The organism is Streptomyces zhaozhouensis (assembly GCF_900230195.1).
GTDB classification, from domain to species: Bacteria; Actinomycetota; Actinomycetes; order Streptomycetales; family Streptomycetaceae; genus Streptomyces; species Streptomyces zhaozhouensis.
The window spans coordinates 64,422-86,261 of record NZ_OCNE01000017.1 but is presented as its reverse complement, the minus strand read 5'-3'; the positions used below and the strand labels follow the sequence as shown (position 1 = coordinate 86,261).

The window sequence follows — 21,840 nt, the reverse complement described above, 5'->3', positions numbered from 1 at the left end:
CCTGACAGGACATGGGAGAGCGCGAGAGCCCGACGGGCCGCCGCCCCAGGCGGAAGGCCCGGCGGAACAGCTGGTCAGGCGCGCTGTCAGGCCACTCACTTTCCCCCGTGTGAAACAAGCCTGGCGACTATGTCAGGAAGCCTATGGGGACGTCCTGTGGAGAGTCAACGTCGCTCGGGTGAAGCCTGGGTTCCGCCTCGGGTGCCGTGTGGCGGGTTGGCCGGATTCGTCCGTGCGGCGGTGGCAAGCAACGCGCTCCCGTCGCGTGTCCGCAGGGGAGGAGGCGCTCCGTCCGGTCCGGCGGACTCGTGTGCGAGTGCCACCGCGTAGCCGGGACCCGTCGGCGCCCGCTCCAGGTCCCGCAGGGTCAAGTTCGCTACTGCGAAGCGCAGTTCGGGAGGGGCGGCGCGGACGTCCGCCGGCTCGTCGGCCGGCGTCACGATGAGCCGGGAGGGCGGTCGGGACAGTCCGACGTCGCACGCCTTGAGCACCGCCTCCTTCCGCGCCCAGACGCGCGCGAACGCGCCGGGGCGCGCGCGCCCCGGCAGCCGCAGCAGGGCGCGTGCTTCGATTGGTGCCAGCGCCCGGTCCACCAGACCGCTGTCCGGGGTCAGATCGAGCGCCGCGTCGTGTGCGGCGACGTCGAGGCCGAGCCGGCCGCGGCCGACGGCGACCCCGATCCGCACGCCCGCGTGTGAGACCGAAGCGTTCCACGGGCCGAGCCGCGCCGGCAGCCGTGGCCGGCCGTGCGGCCCCCCGCACCCGGCGCAGGAGGAGTCCAACGGCACCTGCTCGGGCGGCAGTCCGAGCCGCCGCCCGAGCGCCAGCCGCAGCAGGGCACGCCCCGCGAGATAGCGGCGGGCGGTGGCCGGCAGCCGGTAGCGGTCGAGCCGGTCAAGCTCCGGGGGAGCGAGCAACGCCCGCAGCCCGGGCGCGGCGTCCCCCTCGTGCGCCCACCAGATCTCGACAGGCGGCACCCCGGCCGGCACGGTCATGCCGACTCCCAGCGCTGGCCCCGCACTTCGGCGACCGTGCCGGCCGGGCCCCGCAGCGCGGCCCGGCCGTCGTCGGCCAGCCACACCTCGGTGGCCTCGCCGCCGCGCGCGGCGAGCGACAGCCGGTCGGCACGCCACACGGCGGGCCCGACGCCCGCCGCGCCCGCCGCACCGACCACCGGTGAGAACGCGGCCACCGCCTCGACGGCGGCCACCGGCAGCACCGGGTGCGGCGGGTCGACCAGCGCGAACCACTCGGCCGCCGCGACCGGCCGCACCTCGGCCCGCCGCCCGCCGTCGGCCGCCGTCGGCTCGCCCACGGCCCACAGCCGCCCCGGCCAGGCGTAGCCGCCAGGCGGCGCTTTCCCCTCCCACCGCGCGGCGGCGACGAGGGGGCCGGGCGCCGCGGCCAGTGCCCCCTGGGCCGGCCACGGTCCCGTCGTCGGCGCCAGCAGCGCCCGCGCCTCGGCGACGACGCCGCCGTCCCGCGTCGTCAACCGCACCGAGGCCGTCCGCAGCCCGTCGCGCACCTCGGCGTCCAGCCGGGCCTCGCGCGTCAACTCCAGTGCCGGGCCGCGCAGTCGCAGCCGCTCCGGACGGACGGCGAGGTCGCACAGGGCGACGGCCACGGCCGGTTCGCCACCCGGCAGCAGCCAGCCGGCGCCGTCCCGCAGGTACTCCACCGCCAACGAGAGCGGCAGCGCGGGGGCGCCGTCCACCTCCACCTCGGTCAGACAGGTCGCCCAGGTCGGGTCGAGCCGGTGCTCCGTGACGACGTGCGCGGTCGGCGCGTAGTGGGCGACCTCGCCCAGGAAGAAGCGCCGGGAGAGCATCGCGGTGCGGCCGTGCCAGTCGGAGGGCACCGCGATGCCCCGCAGATGCTGCGGGGAGACCAGTCCGATGCCGCCCATGAAGCAGATCTCGCCCCGGCCTCCGCCGGTGATCTCGGCCAGCCATGCCGCGACCCCCTCCGCCACGCCGATCGGCGTCATGTAGCGGGCGGCCGCGTCCAGGTTGGTGATCAACCCGACGCCGTCCCAGGTGGGCCAGGAGAGGCAGGCGACCGGGTACGGCAGCCGGTGCCCGGCGCGCAGCGCCAGCCGGGCCAGCCCCTCGTTGGCCGCCGCGTAGTCGGTCTGCCCCGTCATACCGCCGTAGCGGCCGGTCAGCGAGCCCACCGCGCAGAGCATCCGCAACGGCCGGTCGCCCAGCGCCTCGACCAGGTGCAGGAAGCCGTCCACCTTGACGCCGACGACCCGCTCCACCTGCGCCGCGGTCTTCCCCGGCAGTCGCGTCGGCAGGTCGAGGCCCGCGTTGTGCACCACCACGGCCAGCCCGGGGCCCGCGCGTTCCACCAGCGCGGCGACCTGGGCGGGGTCGGTGACCTCGCACCGCTGGTAGACGATCTCGGCGCCGGCCAGCCTGGCGCGCTCCAGGTTGGCCGCGATCTCCCGGAGTTGGCGCATACGGCCGAGTCTGCGCCGCACGTCGGGCAGCGGCTCGGCCGGGTCGCGTTCGGCGTAGGCGCGGCGTTCCCACGCGGCGAACTCCTCGGCCGACGCGGTCAGCCACACCGGCCGGTCGACGGGCAGCTCGGCACGCCCGCTGACCAGCACCCGGCAGCCGGTGCGGACCGCCGCGTGCAGCGCGAACTCGAAGCCGATGCCGCGCGCGCCGCCCGTCATCAGCAGGGTGTCGCCGGTGCCCAGTTCGACCGGCTCGCCGGCCGATTCGGTGGCGTGCGCCAGCAGCGCAAGCCGCCCGGACGGGCCGTGCCCCACCTCCCACAGCCGCCCGCCCACCATCTCGGCGACGGCCGGCCCGCCCGGGCTGAGCGTCGGGTCCAGGTCGACGACCCGCACGTCGACGGCGGGGAACTCGCGGGGCAGCGTCTTGGCCAGCCCCGCCCACAGTCCGCCGAGCGGCTGCGCGTCGGGCGCGGCCGTCAGCCCCATCGAGCCGCCCATCCAGGTCACCGCGAGATAGCACAGCCGCCGCGCGTCGGTCTCCCGCGCCCAGTCGGCGTAGAGCCACCGCAGCGCGGCCAGCGTGCGCCCGAACGCCGCGCTCCAACTCCCCGCCGCGACCGGAGTTCCCGGCGCCAGCCCGCCGTCGACGACGGCGTCCACCGCGCCGGGCTCGGCGGGCTCGCCGGCCGCCTCGTCCCAGTCGACCGGCGCGCCGCCGTGCTCGGCGACGGCGGCCCGCACCGAACCCCGGAACCGCGCGTCGCCGCCGAGCACCAGCACCCGCCGTCCCGCCAAGGCGTCGGCGGCGGGGGCCGGCACGGGCGGCAGCGGGGCGAGCCCGAGCACGTGCCGCAGGATCGGGGCCTCGGCTCCGGGCGTGAGGAGCGCCTCGTCCGAGGCCGCCGCGTCCACAGTCGCCTCACCCATGGTCGGCGCCCCCGCGCGAGCGCGGCCTCACCCACATCTCGGCCGTCGGCCGCAGCGAGATCAACGAGTCGCCGTAGCCGAGCAGTTCACCGGGGACCGGCTCCAGCCGGAAGCGCTGGCAGACCATCGCCAGGATGATCTTCAGCTCCAGCATGGCCATCATGTTGCCGATGCACATCCGCGGCCCGCCGCCGAACGGGAAGTACGCCATCCTCGGCCGTTCCCGCACCGCCTCGGGGGTGAAGCGCCGCGGGTCGAACTCCTCCGGGTTCGCCCAGACCTCCGGGTTGCGGTGCGAGACCAGCGGCGACAGCAGCAGCGAGCTGCCGCCCGGTATGTGGTAGCCGTCGAGCACGTCGTCCTCGACGGCGTCCCTGGGGTAGAGCCAGATCGGCGGGTACAGCCGCAGGCTCTCCTCGATCACCATCCGCGTGTACTCCAGGGCGGGCAGCCCGCCCGCCTCCGGGGCGGCGCCGCCGAGGGCGGTGGCCAGCTCGCCCTCCAACTCCTCCCGCACGGAACGGTGCGTGGCCACCGAGTACAGCGTCCAGCAGGCGGCGGTCGCCGTGGTCTCGTGGCCGGCGAGGTAGACGGTCAGCAGCTCGTCGCGGATCTCCCGGTCCGTCCACGGCGCGCCGGTCTCGGGGTCGCGTGCCTGCTCGGCGAGGCGCACCAGCTCGCCCTCGCCGGTCTCCGCGTGGTGCGCCCTGATGTCGGCGACCACCTGGTCGTAGATCGCGCGGTTCCGCCGGATCAGCCGGTTGCGGGAGGTGGGCAGCCAGCCCGGCAGCATCTCCGTGACGTAGCCGTGCGGGAACATCACCTCGATGCTGTCGTCGACGACCCGCTTCAGCAGCGCCGTCCTGGCCCCGATGTCGTAGCCGAAGAGCGAACGGCTGAGGGTGAGCAGCGTCAGCCGCATCATCTCGGCGACCAACTCGACCGGCTCGCCCGCCCGTTCGGCCGCCCGCCAGCGGGTCAGCATCTCCTCGGTCGCGCGCACGACGTTGGGCACGATCGCCTCGACCGCGCTCCTGGCGAACGCCGGCTGCATCGCCCGGCGGTGGCCGCGCCAGGCGCGTCCGTCGGAGGTCAGCAGCCCGGTGCCCATGACCAGCCGGAACTGCTCGTAGAGCTTGCCGCGCACGTAGTTGGACTGGTTCTCGGTCAGCACCCGCCGCACCGCGTCCGGCGAGGTCGCCAGGTGCACGGTGTACGGGCCCATCCGCAGCCGGCTGAGCTGGCCGTGGTCGCGTTGCAGCCGCAGCAGGAACCGCGCCGGATCCCGGCGGTAGGGCACGAGCGAGCCGAGCCCGGGCGTCCCGCGCGGTCCCGGGGCGATCCGGGGCGCGGGGCCCGACGAGGGCTTCAGGGAGGGGCTGGAGGTACTGGTCACAGCGGCAACGCTCCGATCCGGTGGGGTTCGTCGGCCGCGTCGGGCGCGTTCTCGACGGTGGCCAGGTCGACGTGGCGGCCGGTGCGGGTGTCGAGGTAGCCGAGCGCGAAGCCGGCCACGTCCCGCATCTGGAGCACCATCCGCCCGTCGGGCAGGGTCGCGGTGAACCTGCTGGGCTGACCCGACCCGTCGAGCAGCAGACCCCTGGGTGTGGCGGTCAGCTCGATCTCCACGCCGCGCGCGCCCAACTCCACGTCGTTGTCCGGGAGGTAGAGGTCGATCCGGCCGATGCCGCTGGGCGCGGCGACCGGGATGTAGCGACCGCGGACCAGTTCGAGTACGGCGAGCCTGGCCATCCCGTCGAGCATCAGCCCCGGCACCAGGAACCGTTCGTAGACGCTGCCCGGACCGACCGGCGCGGTGTAGCGGGCCCGCTTGCCCAGCGGGTGGAGCCGGGTGTCCGCGGTGGTGACGAACGCGCCGCCGAGCCGCACGGAGGCGCCCTCCGCGTGGTACGGGTCGGGGATCGGCGTCTCCTCGGCCGCCGGCCAGGGCGACCAGCGCGGCGCGCTCGGGTACGCGTCGGCGAGCACCACGGTGGCGCCGAAGTGCTGCCGGTCGCGGACCAGGACGACGCCGCCGGGCGCGAGCACGTCGCCGGTGACGCGGACGTCGACCACGGCGCGGCCGGCCTCGCGGCGCGCGAGCGTGGCGGTGATCCGGCGCGGGCTGCGGTCGGTGGTGCCGCCGAGCCGCAGGAAGTGGTCGAAGGTGATGTCGCGGAAGCCGACCACCCGCAGGTCGGGCACCAGCTCCAGGGCGGCCTCCGCCGCCAGTTCGGTGACGAAGCAGCCGGGGAGGGTGGGCACCCCGCGCACCGCGTGGTCGGTCAGGTAGCCGTCCCGCTCGTCGAACTGCCGCTCCACGGTCAGCGAGCGGGGCCCGTTCCTGACCACCCGGTCGATGTAGAACCGGCCCCTGCCGCCGGCCCGTTTCGCTCCGGCGGCCTCCCCGGGAGCGCGCCGGGGGGCGAAGTAGCCCGGGATCATCTGCTCCATCGCGGCGCGTTCCACGTCGCCCAGGTGGTGGGTGACGGGCGCCCGTTCGGCGGCCTCCAGCTCGGCGAGGAAGTGCCGCACGCCCTCGGCGGTCGGCATCAGCGTCAGCACGTTGGCCATCTCGCCGTCGCTGAAGAACGACTGGTGGACCTCGCTGGAGGCCATCCCGACCTCCTTCCACAGCGTCCAGCCGATGGCGAACTCGCCCTGGCCGGCTGTGGCGTTGTGGAGCGCGGCGGTGCCGAGGAAGTCGTTGCTCGCGGCGTAGTCCGTCTCGCCGAGCTGCCCGGTCAGACCGATCAGCGAGGCGAAGCTGCACCAGGTGCCTGGCAGTCGGCCGCGCAGCGCGCGCCGCAGGTTGAGGTACCCGCCGGCCTTGACGGCCCGCACCTCGCGGAAGTGGTCGAGCGGCTTGGTGGCCAGCGCGCCGGCCCGGTTGACGCCGGCGGCGTGGATCAGCAGGTCGACGGCGCCGGACTCGGCCTCGATCCGGTCGAAGGCGGCGGTCAGCCCGTCGGCGTCCAGCACGTCGGCCCGCAGGTAGTGGACGCGACCGGCACCGCAGTGGGCCTCCATGGCGGTGAGGTTGCGCAGGATCTCGGCGGCGCCGGCCAGCTGCTCGTACTCGCGGGAGATCTCCCGCACCGGGCGTCCCGGGGCGGCGGCCATCGCCTCGCGCAGAAAGGTGACCCGGCTGGGCAGCGCGTCGGGGCCGCCGTAGCCCTCGATACGGTCGGTGAGTTCGGCGACGGGCTTGGTGCCCAGGGCGTAGATCACCGGCCGGTACCGCTCCGCGACCGACTTCAGCAGCTCGGAGGTGATGCCCCGGCCGCCGCCGGTGGCCACCACCACGCTGTCGTGGCCCAGCGGCGGCAGCGGGCCTGGCGCGGGCGCGGGTGCCTCGTCGGTGACCAGGGTGTGGCGCACCCCGTCGACGCGCACGGTGACCGGCAGTAGCTGCGTCGACCGCGACTCGTCCGCCAACTCCGTGAGCAGACGCGGCAGTTCGTCGCTTGTGCTGAGCACCCCCGCGACCCGCCGCCCGGACAGCTCCAGCGCGGCGCTCTTGAGCACCCCGGTGAAGAGTCCGGAGAACGGGTGGGCGACCCCGCTCCCCGCGTCGAAGGCACGGGCGAACGCGGCGAGCACCGTTCCCTCGCGGGCGCGCAGCGCGGGCTCGCACGCCTGGAGGGTGAGGAAGAGCGCGTCCTGGAGCCGGAAGTACGGCGCGGGATCGGCGTCCAGCGCCGTCCCGGCGTCGGCCGGCGCCGACAGGTCGGTGAGCAGCCGCAGATGGGTGACGGTCGCCACGGCGTCGCCCAGCGCGGCCCGCACGCTCTCGCGGCTGATCTCGTCGAGCACGCGCCGGCGCACGCCCTCGGTCGGGACCGTGGAGAGTACCAGCGGGTCGCCGGGCGCGGTGCCCAGCGCGCCCAGCAGTTCGGGCGTTCCGGTGAGCACCACGGCGTCGGCGGGCAGCGGTTCGACGGCGGGGTGGACGTGGTCGTCGGCGGTCGGCTGCCAGCGCGAGACATGGCGGCGCACCAGGTCGCGCGGCGCCCCGTCAGCCGTCTCCCGTCCGGCCCCGTCCGCCGCCCCGTCCGTGAAGCGCAGGTCGAGGGACAGCTCGGGCTCGCCCGGCGCGTCTCCGGCGACCACCACGGCGCGGGTCACGTCGCCGGTCTCGGCGGCGCGCAGCGCGCGCAGCACCGCGACGGCGGAGTCGGCGCCGAGATAGCGCGGGGCGTCCTGGCCCGGGTGCGCGGCGCCGGCGGGGAACGTGGGCCGGTCGTCGCGGGCCGCGTCCCGACCGAGCCGGCCCAGCCGGGCCAGGACCGGCAGTCCGGCGGCCTCGGCGGTGGAGCGCCGGGTCAGCGCGAACATGAAGGCGCCCTCGGCCAGTTCGACATCGGCCGAGCCCAGCAGCTCGCGGGCGAGTCGGGTCAGCACTCGGGTCGAGTTGCCGTTGACGCCGCCGACCAGGGCCACGTCCACGTCGTGGGCGCGCAGATAGCGGGCGCCCACCTCGAAGGAGCCGAGTGCCGAGCCGAAGCCGAGGTCGACGGTGAGGTTGGGGCCGTTGAGGTCGAAGTAGTTCGAGACCCGGGCCGAGATGACGTTGGGCATGATGCCGGGGAACGAGTCCTCGTTGGACGGCTGGACGCCCGCGCGGACCGTCTCGGTGAGGGCGGCGGTGAGTTCCTCGTCCGGCGCGACATCGGCGGGGAGCCGGCGCAGCGCGGTCAGCGCGTTGTCCAGGTGGCAGCGCTTGCCGTAGAGCACCGCGTGCCGGGTCGGGCCCATGTGGCCGAGGAAGACCCCGGTGCGGGCGCGGTGGCGGTCCCACAGCGCCTCGCCAAAGGACTCCCTCAACTCCTGGGCGCAGCGCAGCACCATCAGCTGGCAGCGGTCCAGGGTGCGCAGCACCTTCGGGGGCATCCGCAGCCCCATCCCGGCGAAGTCGTAGGTGGCGCCGAACCCGTTGGCCGGCGCCGCGCCGGTGCCGTCGAGCCAGCCGCGCACCGCGTCGGCGTCGTCGAGCCCCGGGACGTGCGCGGACCATGCGGTGACCACGACCTCCTCGCCGTTCCCCTCGGGGCCGGGCGGGAGCGGCTGCGGCGCGGGGCGGTCCTGCACCATCAGGTGCGCGTTGGTGCCGCCGAAGCCGAACCCGGAGACCGAGGCGACCCGCGCCCGTTCGGGGTCGGCCGGCCAGTCGACCGGCGCGGTCGGCACCCGCAGCCCGGCGTCGTCGAGGCCGTACGCCTCGGGGCTCCGGGCGAAGTGGTGCTGCGGCAGGATGGTGTTCCGCTCGAAGCTCTGGAGCACCTGGATCAGCGAGACCACGCCCGCGGCCCAACCGGTGTGCCCGATCAGGGACTTGTTGGAGGTCACATAGGTCGGCCCGGCGCCGGCCATGGTCTGCCGGATGCTGGTGATCTCGCACAGGTCGCCGGCCGGGGTGCCGGTGGCGTGGGCGACGACCCAGTCGGGGCGGCGCGCGGGGTCGGGCGCCTTGGCCAGGGCGCGTTCGATGGCGAGCTTCTGGCCGGCGGCGTTGGGGGCGTAGATGGCCTTGCCCTTGCCGTCGGACGAGGTGCCGATGGCGGAGACGTAGCCCAGCACGCGGTCGCCGTCGCGCCGGGCGAGGTCCAGCCGCTTGAGGGTGACGGCGGCGGCGCCGTCGGAGAAGAGCACCCCGTCCGCGTCCCGGTCCAGCGGGCGCAGCCGGCCGCTGACGGAGAGCCCGTGCAGCTTGGCGAAGAGCACCGCGTTGCGCGGCCCGACGGCGAAGCTGCCGCCGCAGACCGCGGCGTCGTGGCGGCCCTCCAAGATGCCCTTGATCGCGATGTCCACGGCGTACAGCGCGGAGGAGCACGCGGTGTCCACCATCAGCGTCTCGGTGCCGTCCGGAAGCAGTCCGGCGACCGAGCGGTTGCCGACCTGGTGGGGCAGCAGGGTCGTCAACGGGGCGCGGTGCAGCGGGTAGTGGTCCTCCAGCGCCTTCCTGGCCTCGTCGAGCAGCCGGGTGCGGCGCGCCGCACCCCAGCCGGCCGCGACTCCGGCGCGGTCCAGGTCCTCCAGCAGGCTGTCGGTGACCAGCGCCTCCTCCAGGTGCTGGTTGCCGTCGGCGGTGTAGCCGATGACGCAGGAGAGCCGGTCGCCGGCGGGCAGCCGCACCCCGTCCAGTGCCTCGTGGACGGCGTGCCGGAACCACTGGGTGGTGTAGTCGGTGTCCCTGCGGTCGGCGCCCAGCTCCGCGGCGAGTGCGGGGTGCGGGACGTAGTCGTCGACGTAGCCGGAGCGGACCTGGTACGTCTTGTCCTCGGCCGCGGTGTCGGCCGAGTAGAACGCCTCGCTGCGGAACCGGTCGGGGCGGTCCCCGTCGAGCAGGTCGGGGCCCTCGGCGAGCAACCGCCAGAACTCCTCGGGGTTGTTGGCGCCCGGTACCACCAGGCCCATGCCGACGACGGCGATGGTGGCGCGTTCGGCGGCCGGCACGTCCTCCAAGGGGGCGACGGCGGGGGCGGTGGACACCGGCTCGGGCGGGGCCTGCGCCGGGGGCGCGTGCTGCGGCGTGGGCGCCGGCGCGCGCTCCGGTTCGGCGACATGGAGGGAGGCGCGCGGGCGCTCCGGGGGCGTGGTGTCAGCCGGCCGCGGCTCCTCCCTGGTGTGCCAGTGGCTGGGCGGGGTGAGCATCGCGCCGCCCAGCGAGAGGCCGCCGTCGGCGACGAGGGTCTGGCCGGTGATCCAACTCGCCTGCTCGGAGAGCAGGAAGACCACCACCTCGGCCAGCTCCTCCGGCCGCCCCAGCCGCCCCAGCGGGGTGTTCCGCGCCACCTGGCGGTGCATTTCCTCCGGGCTGGGGAAGAGGTTGGCGACGTCCCCCTCGATCAGCCCGCCTGACGCGGTGTTGACCCGGATGTTGCCGGCGGCGAACTCCACCGCCAGATAGCGGCTCAACGACTCGACCGCCGCCTTGGCGGTGCCGACCGTCACGTAGTTGCCGACGGTCAGCCCGGCGCCCACCGAGGAGAGGTTGACGATCGCCCCGCCGCCGGCCGCCCGCATCAGCGGCTCCGCCCGCTGGGCGCACCACAGCGCGCCCTTGAGGTTGACGTCGAGGGAACGGTCGAACGCGTCGTCCTCGGTGTCGGTGACCCGGGCGAAGCTGCCGCTCGCCGCGTTGTTGACGAGGAGGTCCAACCGCCCGTGCCGCTGCCGGATCTCGTCGAACATCCGGTCGACCTGGGCTCTGCGTCCCACCGAGGCCCGGAGGACCTCGACCGACAGGCCGCGCTCGGCGAGTTCCGAGCGGAAGGACTTGGCCTCGGCGTAGGAGTGGAAGCAGTTGACGATGACGTGGGCGCCGAGTTCCGCCAGCCGGGTGGTGATGATCCGGCCGATGCCTCGGGCCCCTCCGGTGACCAGGGCGGTCCTGCCACTGAATCGCTGCATGATGCCTGTCTCGCTCGTCGGGTCTCGGGGAGTCGTCGGGCCGCCGGCTCAGGCGGCCGCGGCCGTCGCTTCGGGCTCGGCGTGCAGCACCATGTCGGCGACGCGGCCGAAGGTGGCGTAGTCCGAGATGTTGAACTCCTCGGGCTGCGGCGGCAGTTGGTACTGCTTGGCGACACGGCCCAGGAGGTCGGTCTGCTTGACCGAGTCCACGCCGAGGTCGGCCTCCAACATCACGTCCTCGGTGAACACCTCGGTCGGGTACTCCAACGCGGCCCCGTACAGCTCGGCCAGCTCGGCCAGGACGGTGGCCCGGTCCAACGCCCGCGCGGGCGCGGGGGCCGGCGCGGGGACGGCCCGCACCGGGGCGGGCTCCGCCGCCGCGGCCGGCTCCTCGACGGGCGGCGCGGGCCTCACGGCGGGCGCCGCCGGCTCCTCGCCCGGCGCGGCGGGCGCCTCCGGCACGGACTCCCGGCCGGTGAACCGGTCGTAGGACCGCCGGATCGCGCGCAGCGCGGCGATCCCCTCCTCCCGCCAGAACCGGTCGAACTCGGTCGCGTCGTCGCCCAACAGGTGCCGGACCGCGGCCCGCAGCCGCGCTTCGCCGCCGTCGGCCAGCCGCGCGACATCGTCGAGCGAGGTACCGCGCCGCCCGCTCTCGTCCACGGCCACCGCCGTCCACCCGGACTCCTCTTCCAGCACCCGGCCGACCAGGTCGGTCAGCACCTGTCGGCCGCCGCACTCGACGAACAGCTCGGTGCCCTCCGCGCGCGCCGTCCGCAGCGCCTCGGGGAAGTCGAACGGAGTCACCAGGTGGCTCGCCAGCAGCGCCGCGAAGTCGTCGCCCTCGGCGTAGCGCCGCCCCAGGATCGGGGAGTGGACCGGCACCTCGGGCGTGTGCCACGCGATGTCACCCAGGGCGGCGGCGAACTCCTCCGCGGCGCCTCGCAGCAGCGGGCTGTGGAAGGGGTGCGGCGAGTCGAGCCGAACCGCGGGAACGTCCGCCTGCCGCAGCACCTCGCGTGCCAGCAGCATCGACTCGGTCCCGCCCGAGAGCACCACCTGCCGTTCGGCGTTGACCCCGGCCATCGTCACCGACGCGTCGTCGAGGAAGGCCAGCAGGCCCTCGGCGCGCTCCCGGCTGGTGCGCACCGCCAGCATCACGCCCTCGGCACCCGCCAGGGCGTCGAGCGCCCGCACGCGGCGGGCCACGATCCGCGCGCCGTCCTCGACCGAGCAGACGCCGGCCGCGGTGAGCGCGGCTATCTCACCGAAGCTGTGGCCGATGTGCAGACGCGCCACCACCCCGTCCTCGCGCAGCGCCCGCGCGGAGGCGACCGAGGCGGTGAAGATCGCGACCTGGAGCAGCTCGGGCGAGGTCTCCAGCAGCGTCTGGACATCGGAGGTCCGGTCCGTCGACAGCGCCGTGAGGTCGACCCCCAACTCCTCCTTCGCGACCGGCGCGACGGCCCCCACGACCTCGTCGACGACGGCCGAGCGGTCCGCCAGCCGCGCGAGCAGCCCGGGCGCCCAGGCGCCCTGACCCGGGAACAGCAGAGTGGTGTGTGCGACAGACATGAAACCCCCATGGTCTTCGAGGCCGCCTCACGGCGGCCGGTACACGACGGTGAAATGCGGAAGCCATTCGAAAACGTCGCGCGGAAGGACTTTCTCCGTTTCCGGGAAACGCCCCGCGCGGCGACGTGGCGAACGGACAGGCGCGCGGTGCCGGCGACGGACGCCGGGATCGGCACACCCCCGTGCCGCGTTTCACCGAAGAATCGTCAGCATCGTCCGGGGCCGCGCCGAAGGCTGTCAATCGCCGTGGCAACTCCCTGTCAGTCCCCTCCGAGGCCGGAGTTCAGCACTTTTCGTAGCGCTCCGCGTGTATGTGCTCACATACTGTCGTGTAGGGGGTCGGTCGATCGACCTCCGGGTGAGCGGTGGGTTTCCTATGTCGCGGTTCTGTCATAAGTAGAAGTTCGCATTCAACATAGGAAATGCGGAATGCCGCTCTCCGTGGAACCCGATGACAGCAAGTGGTCAGTTCCGTCGAGTCGGGAGTTCCCCCTTGAGTAGCCTCGCTGCGAAATCACTCCCCGGCGGAGCGGGAATCCGCGCGGGGGAATCGGGGGAAGAGGCGCGATGTATGACGTGATCGTGGTGGGCGCGCGCTGCGCCGGATCGCCGACGGCGATGCTGCTCGCCCGGCAGGGCCACAGGGTGCTGCTGCTGGACCGGGCGAGCTTCCCCAGCGACAGCCCGGTCTCCACCCACCTGGTGCACCCGCCGGCCATCATGCGGCTCGAACGCTGGGGCCTGCTCGACGAGTTGCGCGCCTCCGGCTGCCCGCCGATCCACGAGTACGGGTTGGAGTGCGGCCCGGTCGACCTGATGGCGCCGCTGCCGCCGGCCGGCGGCGTCACCGTCGCCTACGCCCCGCGCCGCCGGGTGCTCGACGACATCCTGGTGCGCGCCGCCGTCGCCGCCGGCGCCGAGCTGCGGGAGGGCGTCTCCGTCCAGGAGCTGCTCACCGATCCGGACGGGACGGTCGTCGGCGTCCGGGGACGCGGCCGGGAGGGCTCGGTCGTGGAGGAACGCGCCCGTGTCGTGGTCGGTGCCGACGGCACCCGCTCCCGCGTCGCGCGACTCGTCGGCGCCACCTCCTACCTCGCCCGCCCGCCCCTGCTGACCAGCTACTGGAGCTACTTCGGCGGGCTCGCCGTCAAGGACGTGCCCACTTTCCGCGCCCGCCACCGCTACGCGTTCGCCTGGCCCACCAACGACGACCTGGTGCTCGTCGGCATGGCCTGGCGCAGTGCCGACTTCAAACGGCTGCCGGGCGGCGCCGACGACGTCTTCCTGCCCGCCCTTCAGGAGATCGCCCCCGCCTTCGCCGAACGGCTGCGCCACGCCGAACGCGCCGAACGCTGGATGAGCGGGTCGGTGCCCAACTTCTTCCGCACCGCGCACGGCCCCGGCTGGGCACTCGTCGGCGACGCCGGCTACAGCCGCGACCCCTGCACCGCCTCCGGCATCACCGAGGCCACCCGCGCCGCCGAACTCCTCGCCGACGCACTCCACGACGGGCTCGCGGGCGTCCGACCGATGGCCGAGGCCCTCGCCGACTACCAGCGCCGCCGCGACGCCGCCAGCCGTCCGTACTACGAGTACACCTGCGACTTCGCGACCCTCGACGACTACCCGCCCGACGTGCTCGAACTGCTGGACGCCGCCACCCGCAGCGAACCGCACGCCAGGGGCCTGTCCGGGCTGTTCGCGCAGACCACGTCGCCACAGGAGTTCTTCTCGATCGAGTCGATGGCGCGCCTGTTGACCGGCCCGGCGGGCGGCGGGCTGACACACTGGCGACTGCGCGCGCTGCGCGCCCTGGTCGGCGGCCCCGCCGGGCGCACCCGTCTGGCCAGAGGACTCGGCCAACGGCTGGTCAACGGACGCCTGGGGCCGCTCGGTTCCTATCTGTCCTCGACCCCGTCCTCCCCCCGACCGTCGTGAGCGCCACCCGGGCACGGGCCCCGCTCCCGACCCCGAGCGAAGGAAACCCCCGTGTACCACACCATCGTGGCCGCCAAGGTCCGCGCCACCTTCCGCCGGATCAACGAGGGCGACTACCAGCCCGTGCTGGACTCGCTGGCCCCCGACTTCCGCTACCACTTCCACGGCGAGCACGCCCTGGGCGGCACCCGCACCACGCTGCCGGCGATGCGGCTGTGGTGGGAACGCGTCTTCCGCCTCATCCCCGGCGGCACGTTCGACGTGCGCCAGGTGCTGGTCGCCGGCTGGCCCTGGCGCACCACGGTGGCGCTGCACGCGGTGATCACCGCGCCGCTGCCGGACGGCACCACCTACCGCAACGACGTCCACCAGTTCCTGCGGATGCGCTGGGGGCGGATCACCGAGGTCAGCACCCTGGAGGACCTGCAACGCCTCCAGCGGGCGCTGGACGTGGTCGCCGCCAGCGGCACCGAGGAGGCCCACGCCGCACCGATCACCGACCGCGACGCCGCGTAGCCCCGACCACCGGGCGGCCCGGGGCGGCGGGGGCGGACAAGACGGCCCACACCATCCGTCCGAGGGGGCGACCCGTGTTCCTTTTCCACTCCTTCGTCCGCCGCGTCACCGTGCCGCTGCTCTACCGGCACGTCTCGCGTGGGCGCTGCTGGCTGGTGCTCGCCATGTGCGCGGGCGACGTGCGCAACAGCGCCGACGGCGACAGCTGCCTCGGCGGCGCCCGCGTCGGACGCCGCTCCTACGGGGCCTGGTTCGGCCGGATGTTCCGGCTCACCGCCTCGATCCGGCCGCGCGCCCACCGCGTCGAGGTCACCGGCTCGCCGCTGCGCGCCACGGTCGTCGTGCACTGGACCGACCCGGTCACCGCGCACGACGGGACCGTCTTCGAGAACACCGGCACCCACACCCTCACCCTGCGGTGGGGACGGATAGCCACCGTGCACCAGGCGTGGGACCGGTCCGTGGTCGCCAGGGCGTGCGCGCACGCCGCCGCTCTCGGCTACCCGGAGGCCACCGAACGGCCGCTGACCTCCTGAACCGTCCGACGGGCACCACCGACAGCATCACACCGGCATCGCGACACGGGGGAAGACATGTTGAGCACCTGGGGCCGGCTGATGGCCCGCCGCAAGAAGTGGGTACTGCTCGCCGCGCTGCTGTTCACCGCGCTCGCCGGGGCGTTGGGCGGCGGCGTCGCCGACCGGCTGGGCGCAGGCGGCTACACCGACTCGGACTCCGCGTCCGCCCGCGCCTCCGCCGTCATCGGGGAGCGCTTCGCGACCGGCGAGGCCAACCTGGTGCTGCTGGTCGAGACCGAGGCGGGCGTCGACCGGCCGGAGGCGGTCGCCGCCGGCACGGCGCTGACCGAGGCCCTGGCCGACGAGGAGCACCTGGCCTACGCCGAGTCCTACTGGAGCCTCGACCGCGCCGCCGCCCTCCGTTCCGACGACGGAACCGAGGCGCTGGTCCTCGCCCGGATCGACGGCGACGAGACCCGCGCCCAGGAACGCGTCGGCGCCCTCGCCGACAGGTACGAGGGCGACCGGGACGGTCTGCGCGTGCGGGTCGGCGGCGAGGCCCAGGTCGCGGTCGAGACCAACGAGCAGACCCAACGCGACCTGCTGCGCGCCGAGTTGATCATCGCCCCGGTGGTGATGGTGATCCTGGTGCTGGTCTTCCGCGGCCTGGTCGCCGCCGCACTGCCCCTGGCCATCGCCGCCGTCGCCGTGCCCGGCACGACGCTCATCCTCTACCTGCTCACCCTGGTCACGGACGTCTCCTTCCTGGCGATGAACGTCACCATCGGCCTCGGGCTCGGGCTCTCCATCGACTACAGCCTCTTCGTGGTCAGCCGCTACCGGGAGGAGTTGGCGCGCGGCCTGCCCGTCCCGGACGCGCTCGGCGCGGCACTCGCCACCGCCGGCCGCACGGTCGCGTTCTCGGCGCTCACCGTGATGCTCTCCCTGGCCGGCCTGCTGGTCTTCCCGCTCTACTTCCTGCGTTCGTTCGCCTACGCGGGCATGGCCGTCACCCTCTTCGCCGCCGCCGCGGCGCTGGTGGTGCTCCCCGCGCTGCTGGCCCTCGTCGGCCACCGGATCGACGCGCTGCCCGTGCTCCGGCGACGCGCACCGGTGGCCGCCGCCGGGCCCGGCTTCTGGCACCGGCTCGCCACCCTGGTGATGCGGCGCCCGATCCCGCTGGCCACCGGCGTGATCGCGCTGCTGCTCCTGCTCGGTTCGCCGTTCCTGCGCATCGAGTTCTCCCAGGCCGACGACCGGGTGCTGCCCGAGTCCGCCGAGGCGCACCAGGTCTCCGAGGCCGTCCGGCAGGACTTCCCCACCCGCGAGGCGGAGAGCCTCAGCGCCGTCGCCCACCAGCCGACGACCGGCCCCGACGCCGACCCCGAGGCACTGGCCGACTACGCCGCCAGGCTCTCGACGGCCCCGCACGTCAGCCGCGTCGACGCGCTCACCGGCTCCTACGTCGACGGTTCCCGGATCGCCGAACCGGCGGACGCCGGGGCCCGCCACGTCGCCGACGACGGCTCGGCGAGCCTCGTGCACGTGGTGCCGGAGGTCGGTCCGTTCACCGACGAGGCGCGCGAGATGGTCGCCGCCGTCCGGGCCACCGAGGCCGCGTTCCCCGTCGACGTCACCGGCCCCGCCGCCGAGTTCCGCGACACCATGGACGCGCTGGGAGACGCGCTGCCGCTGGCCCTCGGGCTGGTCGCCGCCGCCACCTTCGTCCTGCTCTTCCTCTTCACCGGCGGACTGCTGCTGCCGCTGAAGGCCCTCGTGCTCAACGCGCTCAGCCTCACCGCCACGTTTGGCGCGATGGTCTGGGTCTTCCAGGAGGGCCATCTGAGCTGGCTCGTCGGCGACTTCATCCTCACCGGTGGCATCGTCGCGCCCGTGCCGGTGCTGGTGCTGTGCATCGCGTTCGGCCTGTCGATGGACTACGAGGTCTTCCTGCTCTCCCGGATCAAGGAGGAGTACGACCGCGACGGCGACAACACCCGGGCCGTGGCCGTCGGCCTGGAACGCACAGGCCGGTTGGTGACCGCGGCGGCGGCGCTGGTGGCCGTCGTCTTCGTCGCCTTCCTCTCCTCCGGCATCACCTATGTGAAGCTGCTCGGCCTGGGCCTCGCCCTCGCCGTGCTCGTGGACGCCACGCTGATCAGGGGCGTGCTGGTGCCCGCGTTCATGCGCGTCGCCGGCCGCGCCAACTGGTGGGCACCCGGGCCGCTGCGCCGGCTGCACGCCAGGATCGGGCTGGCGGAGGCAGGCCGGGCCGGGGACGGAGGGCCCGGCCCGGCCGCCCCGCCGCACCCCGTGCCGCCCCCGCCGCCGGTACGGTCGGAACGCGCGCCCTGAACCGCGGAGTCCCGCCGCCCCCGCCACTCGACCCGCCCACACCGCGCCGCATCGCGCCGCACCGCGCCACCCGAGAGGGGAAACCCATGCCGCCCGAACCCGCGCCGACCGGCCGGGGCGCCGCGCTCGTCACCGGCTGCTCCTCCGGCATCGGCCGGGCGACCGCCCTCGCCCTGCACCGCGCCGGACACCGCGTGTACGCCACGGCCCGCCGCCCCGGGACGCTGGCCGCGCTCGCCGAGAAGGGCCCACGACCGCTCGCCCTCGACGTCACGGACGAGTCGTCGATGGCCGCGGCCGTCGACGAGGTCGAGTCCGCGCACGGCGCGGTGACCACCCTCGTGAACTGCGCGGGCTACGGGCTCACCGGCCCGGCCGAGGAGGCGTCGCTCGACGCCGTGCGCGAGCAGTTCGAGACCAACGTCTTCGGCGCGGCCCGGCTCACCCAGCTGACGCTGCCGGCGATGCGGGCCCGGGGGCGGGGCACCGTCGTCAACATCTCGTCGATCTTCGGTCGCTACGCGGTGCCGGGCGGCGCCTACTACCACGCCTCCAAGCACGCCCTGGAGGCGTTCAGCGACGCGCTGCGGCTGGAGGTCGCGCCGTTCGGCGTGCGGGTCGCGCTGATCGAACCGGGACCGGTGCGCACCCGCTTCGGCGAACGGTTCGTCGCGGGGTTCCGCGACGAGGCGGAGGGCACGGTGCCGGAGGGCGACCCGTATGGGGAGTTCCGCCGGCGCGGCGCCGCCTACTACGAGCGGATCTTCCGGGGCGAGGGGCGTTCGCTGGCTGGTGCGTTCGTGGTGGAGCCGGAGGACGTGGCGCGCGCCGTCGTCCGGGCGGCGGACGCGCGCCGCCCCCGCGCCCGTTACCGCGTCGGGCTGCTGGCGCGCACCACGATCCAGCTGCGCCGGGTGCTGCCGGACCGGGCGTTCGACGCGTTCGTCAGGCGCCAGTTCCCGGTGCCCTGAGCCGGTCCACGGCGTTTCGGTCCCTCGGGGGGCCGGCCGGTGAGGATCCGCCGGAGGGAGCCCGGTGCGCTACCCTGTCTGCCATGCGTGCCGTACGCCTCCTTCTTCTCCGGCCGCGCTGAGCGACGTAGAGACGACGCCGGCGCGGCCAGCCCCTCCTGTGCGAGGGGCTTTTTCGTGGGCGGGCGCGGCCGGTTCGTCGGCCGGCGCCGCCGGGCCAGCAGGATCGACGACGCTTTTTGGGGACTTCGAGGACGATGAGCGAGACACACAGGTACGACGCGGCGCTGGCGACCGAGATCGAGGCCCGCTGGCAGGACTACTGGGCGGAGCACGGCACCTTCGAGGCGCCCAACCCCACCGGAGACCTGGCGGACGACGCCGAGCTGGCCGCCCGGCCGAAGAAGTTCGTGATGGACATGTTCCCCTACCCCTCGGGCGCGGGGCTGCACGTCGGCCACCCGTTGGGGTACATCGCGACGGACGTCTACGCCCGCTACCAGCGGATGACCGGCCACAACGTACTGCACGCGCTGGGTTACGACGCTTTCGGGCTGCCCGCCGAGCAGTACGCCGTGCAGACGGGCACCCATCCGCGGGTCTCCACCGAGGCCAACATCGAGACCTACCGCCGCCAGGTGCGGCGCCTGGGCCTGGGCTACGACGAGCGGCGCTCGTTCGCCACGATCGACCCGGAGTACTACCGCTGGACGCAGTGGATCTTCTCCCGGATCTTCGACTCCTGGTACGACACCGAGGAGGGGCGCGCCCGGCCGATCGACGAGCTGATCGCCGCGTTCGCCTCGGGGGAGCGCAAGACGCCCGACGGGCGCCCCTGGAGTGAGCTGTCCGCCGTCGAACGCGCCGAGCTGCTGGGCGAGTACCGGCTGGCCTACGCCTCCGACGCCCCGGTCAACTGGTGTCCTGGCCTGGGCACCGTGCTGGCCAACGAGGAGGTCACGGCCGACGGCCGCTCCGAGCGCGGCAACTTCCCGGTCTTCAAGTCCAAGCTGCGCCAGTGGAACATGCGCATCACGGCCTATGCCGAGCGCCTGCTGAGCGGCCTGGACACGGTGGAGTGGCCGGAGGCCATCAAGATCCAGCAGCGCAACTGGATCGGGCGCTCGGAGGGCGCGCGGATCGCGTTCGGGATCGGGGAGGCGGAGAAGGGGCGCACGGTCACTGTCTTCACCACCCGCCAGGACACGGTCTTCGGCGCCACCTATCTGGTGCTGGCCCCGGAACACGAGCTGGTCGACGAGGTGCTGCCGGCGGCCTGGCCCGAGGGCACCCGCGAGGAGTGGACCGGCGGGCACGCGACGCCGGCCGAGGCGGTCGCCGCCTACCGGCGGCAGGCCGGCGCCAAGTCCGACGTGGAACGGCAGTCCGACGCGCGGGAGAAGACCGGCGTCTTCACCGGCGCCTACGCCGTCAACCCGGCCAACGACGAGCGGGTCCCCGTCTTCGTCGCCGACTATGTGCTGGTCGGCTACGGCACCGGCGCGATCATGGCCGTCCCGGCGCACGACTCCAGGGACTTCGCGTTCGCGCGCGCCTTCCGGCTGCCGATGCGCTGCGTCGTCCGACCGACGGACGGGCGCGGCACGGACCCGGACACCTGGGACGACTCGTTCACCTCCTACGAGGCGACGCTGGTCAACTCGGCCAACGACTCGCTGTCGTTGAACGAGCTGAGCGTCCCCGAGGCCAAGGCCCGCACCTCGGCCTGGCTGGAGTCCACCGGCCTGGGCGAGGGCACCGTCACCTACCGGCTGCGCGACTGGCTGTTCAGCCGGCAGCGGTACTGGGGCGAGCCGTTCCCCATCGTCTACGACGAGGACGGGGTGGCGCACGCGCTGCCCGACTCGATGCTGCCGCTGGAGCTGCCGGAGGTCGACGACTACTCGCCGCGCACCTTCGACCCGGAGGACTCCGACACCCGGCCGGAGACCCCGCTGTCGCGGAACGCCGAGTGGACCGAGGTCACCCTGGACCTGGGCGACGGCCCCAAGCGGTACCGCAGGGAGACCAACACCATGCCCAACTGGGCGGGTTCGTGCTGGTACCACCTGCGCTACCTGGACCCGCGCAACCGGGACAAGCTGGTCGACCCGGAGATCGACGCGTACTGGATGGCGCCCCGCGAGGGCGTGGCCTCCGGCGGCGTCGACCTGTACATCGGCGGCTCCGAGCACGCGGTGCTGCACCTGCTGTACGCGCGCTTCTGGCAGAAGGTGCTCTTCGACCTGGGGTATGTCTCCTCGTCCGAGCCGTACCACAAGCTGTTCAACCAGGGCATGATCCAGGCGTACGTCTACCGCGACGCCCGGGGCTTCCCGGTGCCGGCCGCCGAGGTCGAGGAGCGCGACGGCGCCTTCTTCCACGGCGACGAGCAGGTCAGCAGGGAGATCGGGAAGATCGGCAAGTCCCTGAAGAACGTGGTCTCGCCGGACGAGATCTTCACCGCCTACGGCGCCGACACGCTGCGGCTGTACGAGATGGCGATGGGGCCGCTGGACGTCTCCCGGCCGTGGGAGACCCGCGCGGTGGTCGGCCAGTTCCGGCTGCTGCAACGGATCTGGCGGAACGTGCTGGACGAGGAGACCGGCGAGGTCTCCGTCGTCGAGGCGGAGCCGGACGACGAGACGCTGCGGATCACCCACAAGACGATCCACGGCGTCGGGCAGGACCTGGACCAGCTGCGTTTCAACACGGCGATCGCGAAGATCACGGCGCTGAACAACCACGTGACCAAGCTGCGCGAGGTGCCGAGGAGCACGGCGGAGACGCTGGTGCTGCTGATCGCCCCGCTGGCGCCGCACGTCGCCGAGGAGCTGTGGCGGCGGCTGGGACACGAGCCGAGCGTGGCGCACGCGCGCTTCCCGGTGGCCAACCCGGCGTATGTCGCGGACCAGACGGTGACGTGCGTGGTCCAGGTGCGCGGGAAGGTCAGGGCGCGGCTGGAGGTCGCGCCGGGGATCGGCGAGGCCGAACTGGAGCGGCTGGCGTTGGCGGAGCCGGCGGTGGTCGCTGCCCTGGGCGGCGCCGAGATCCGCAAGGTGATCGTGCGGGCACCCAAGCTGGTCAACATCGTTCCGGCGTGAGCGGACCGGCGTGAGCGGAGTCCGGTCGGCTCCCCGGGCTGGCTCTGACGGGGCCTGAC

General features: G+C 74.1%; 11 protein-coding genes. 6 read left to right on the top strand and 5 right to left on the bottom strand.

From position 1 onward, the window contains the following. Positions 1-164: 164 nt before the first annotated feature. The 5 genes from CRP51_RS28935 to CRP51_RS21465 are packed head-to-tail and all read right to left on the bottom strand — an operon-like array spanning position 165 to position 12,379. Entirely contained in the window at positions 165-995 is an 831-nt protein-coding gene (locus tag CRP51_RS28935; protein ID WP_170970634.1) for a 4'-phosphopantetheinyl transferase family protein, read from the bottom strand. Next, the gene (locus CRP51_RS21480) at positions 992-3,391 is read right to left on the bottom strand and encodes an SDR family NAD(P)-dependent oxidoreductase (protein ID WP_097232932.1); all 2,400 of its coding nucleotides are present in this window, start codon (positions 3,389-3,391) and stop codon (positions 992-994) included. Before CRP51_RS21480 ends, CRP51_RS28935 begins: the two co-directional genes overlap by 4 nt. Continuing rightward, the gene (locus CRP51_RS21475; protein WP_097232931.1) at positions 3,384-4,787 is read right to left on the bottom strand and encodes a cytochrome P450; all 1,404 of its coding nucleotides are present in this window, start codon (positions 4,785-4,787) and stop codon (positions 3,384-3,386) included. The genes CRP51_RS21480 and CRP51_RS21475 overlap by 8 nt, the downstream gene beginning before the upstream one ends. Then, positions 4,784-10,804 carry an SDR family oxidoreductase gene (locus CRP51_RS21470; protein WP_097232930.1) on the bottom strand — a complete coding sequence of 2,007 codons (6,021 nt, stop codon included), beginning with the start codon at positions 10,802-10,804 and terminating at the stop codon, positions 4,784-4,786. Before CRP51_RS21470 ends, CRP51_RS21475 begins: the two co-directional genes overlap by 4 nt. Positions 10,805-10,852: 48 nt before the next feature. After that, positions 10,853-12,379, bottom strand: coding sequence for an acyltransferase domain-containing protein (locus tag CRP51_RS21465; protein ID WP_097232929.1), 1,527 nt, complete (start codon positions 12,377-12,379; stop codon positions 10,853-10,855). Between the two features lie 567 nt (positions 12,380-12,946). Here CRP51_RS21465 and CRP51_RS21460 point away from each other — a divergent pair. From CRP51_RS21460 to leuS, 6 genes are all read left to right on the top strand, one after another. Next, positions 12,947-14,317, top strand: a complete 1,371-nt coding sequence (locus tag CRP51_RS21460) for an NAD(P)/FAD-dependent oxidoreductase (RefSeq protein WP_212615963.1) — start codon at positions 12,947-12,949, stop codon at positions 14,315-14,317. A gap of 51 nt (positions 14,318-14,368) precedes the next feature. After that, positions 14,369-14,833, top strand: coding sequence for a nuclear transport factor 2 family protein (locus tag CRP51_RS21455; RefSeq protein ID WP_097232928.1), 465 nt, complete (start codon positions 14,369-14,371; stop codon positions 14,831-14,833). A 74-nt stretch (positions 14,834-14,907) separates the two neighbouring features. Beyond that, a complete protein-coding gene (locus CRP51_RS21450) occupies positions 14,908-15,369 on the top strand; it encodes a nuclear transport factor 2 family protein (protein ID WP_097232927.1) in 462 nt (153 codons plus the stop codon). A 57-nt stretch (positions 15,370-15,426) separates the two neighbouring features. Then, complete coding sequence (locus CRP51_RS21445) at positions 15,427-17,706, top strand: MMPL family transporter (protein ID WP_097232926.1); 2,280 nt, start codon at positions 15,427-15,429, stop codon at positions 17,704-17,706. Between the two features lie 86 nt (positions 17,707-17,792). After that, positions 17,793-18,677, top strand: a complete 885-nt coding sequence (locus CRP51_RS21440; protein ID WP_097232925.1) for an SDR family NAD(P)-dependent oxidoreductase — start codon at positions 17,793-17,795, stop codon at positions 18,675-18,677. Between the two features lie 257 nt (positions 18,678-18,934). Further along, complete coding sequence (gene leuS / locus CRP51_RS21435; RefSeq protein WP_097232924.1) at positions 18,935-21,781, top strand: leucine--tRNA ligase; 2,847 nt, start codon at positions 18,935-18,937, stop codon at positions 21,779-21,781. Positions 21,782-21,840: the final 59 nt, after the last annotated feature.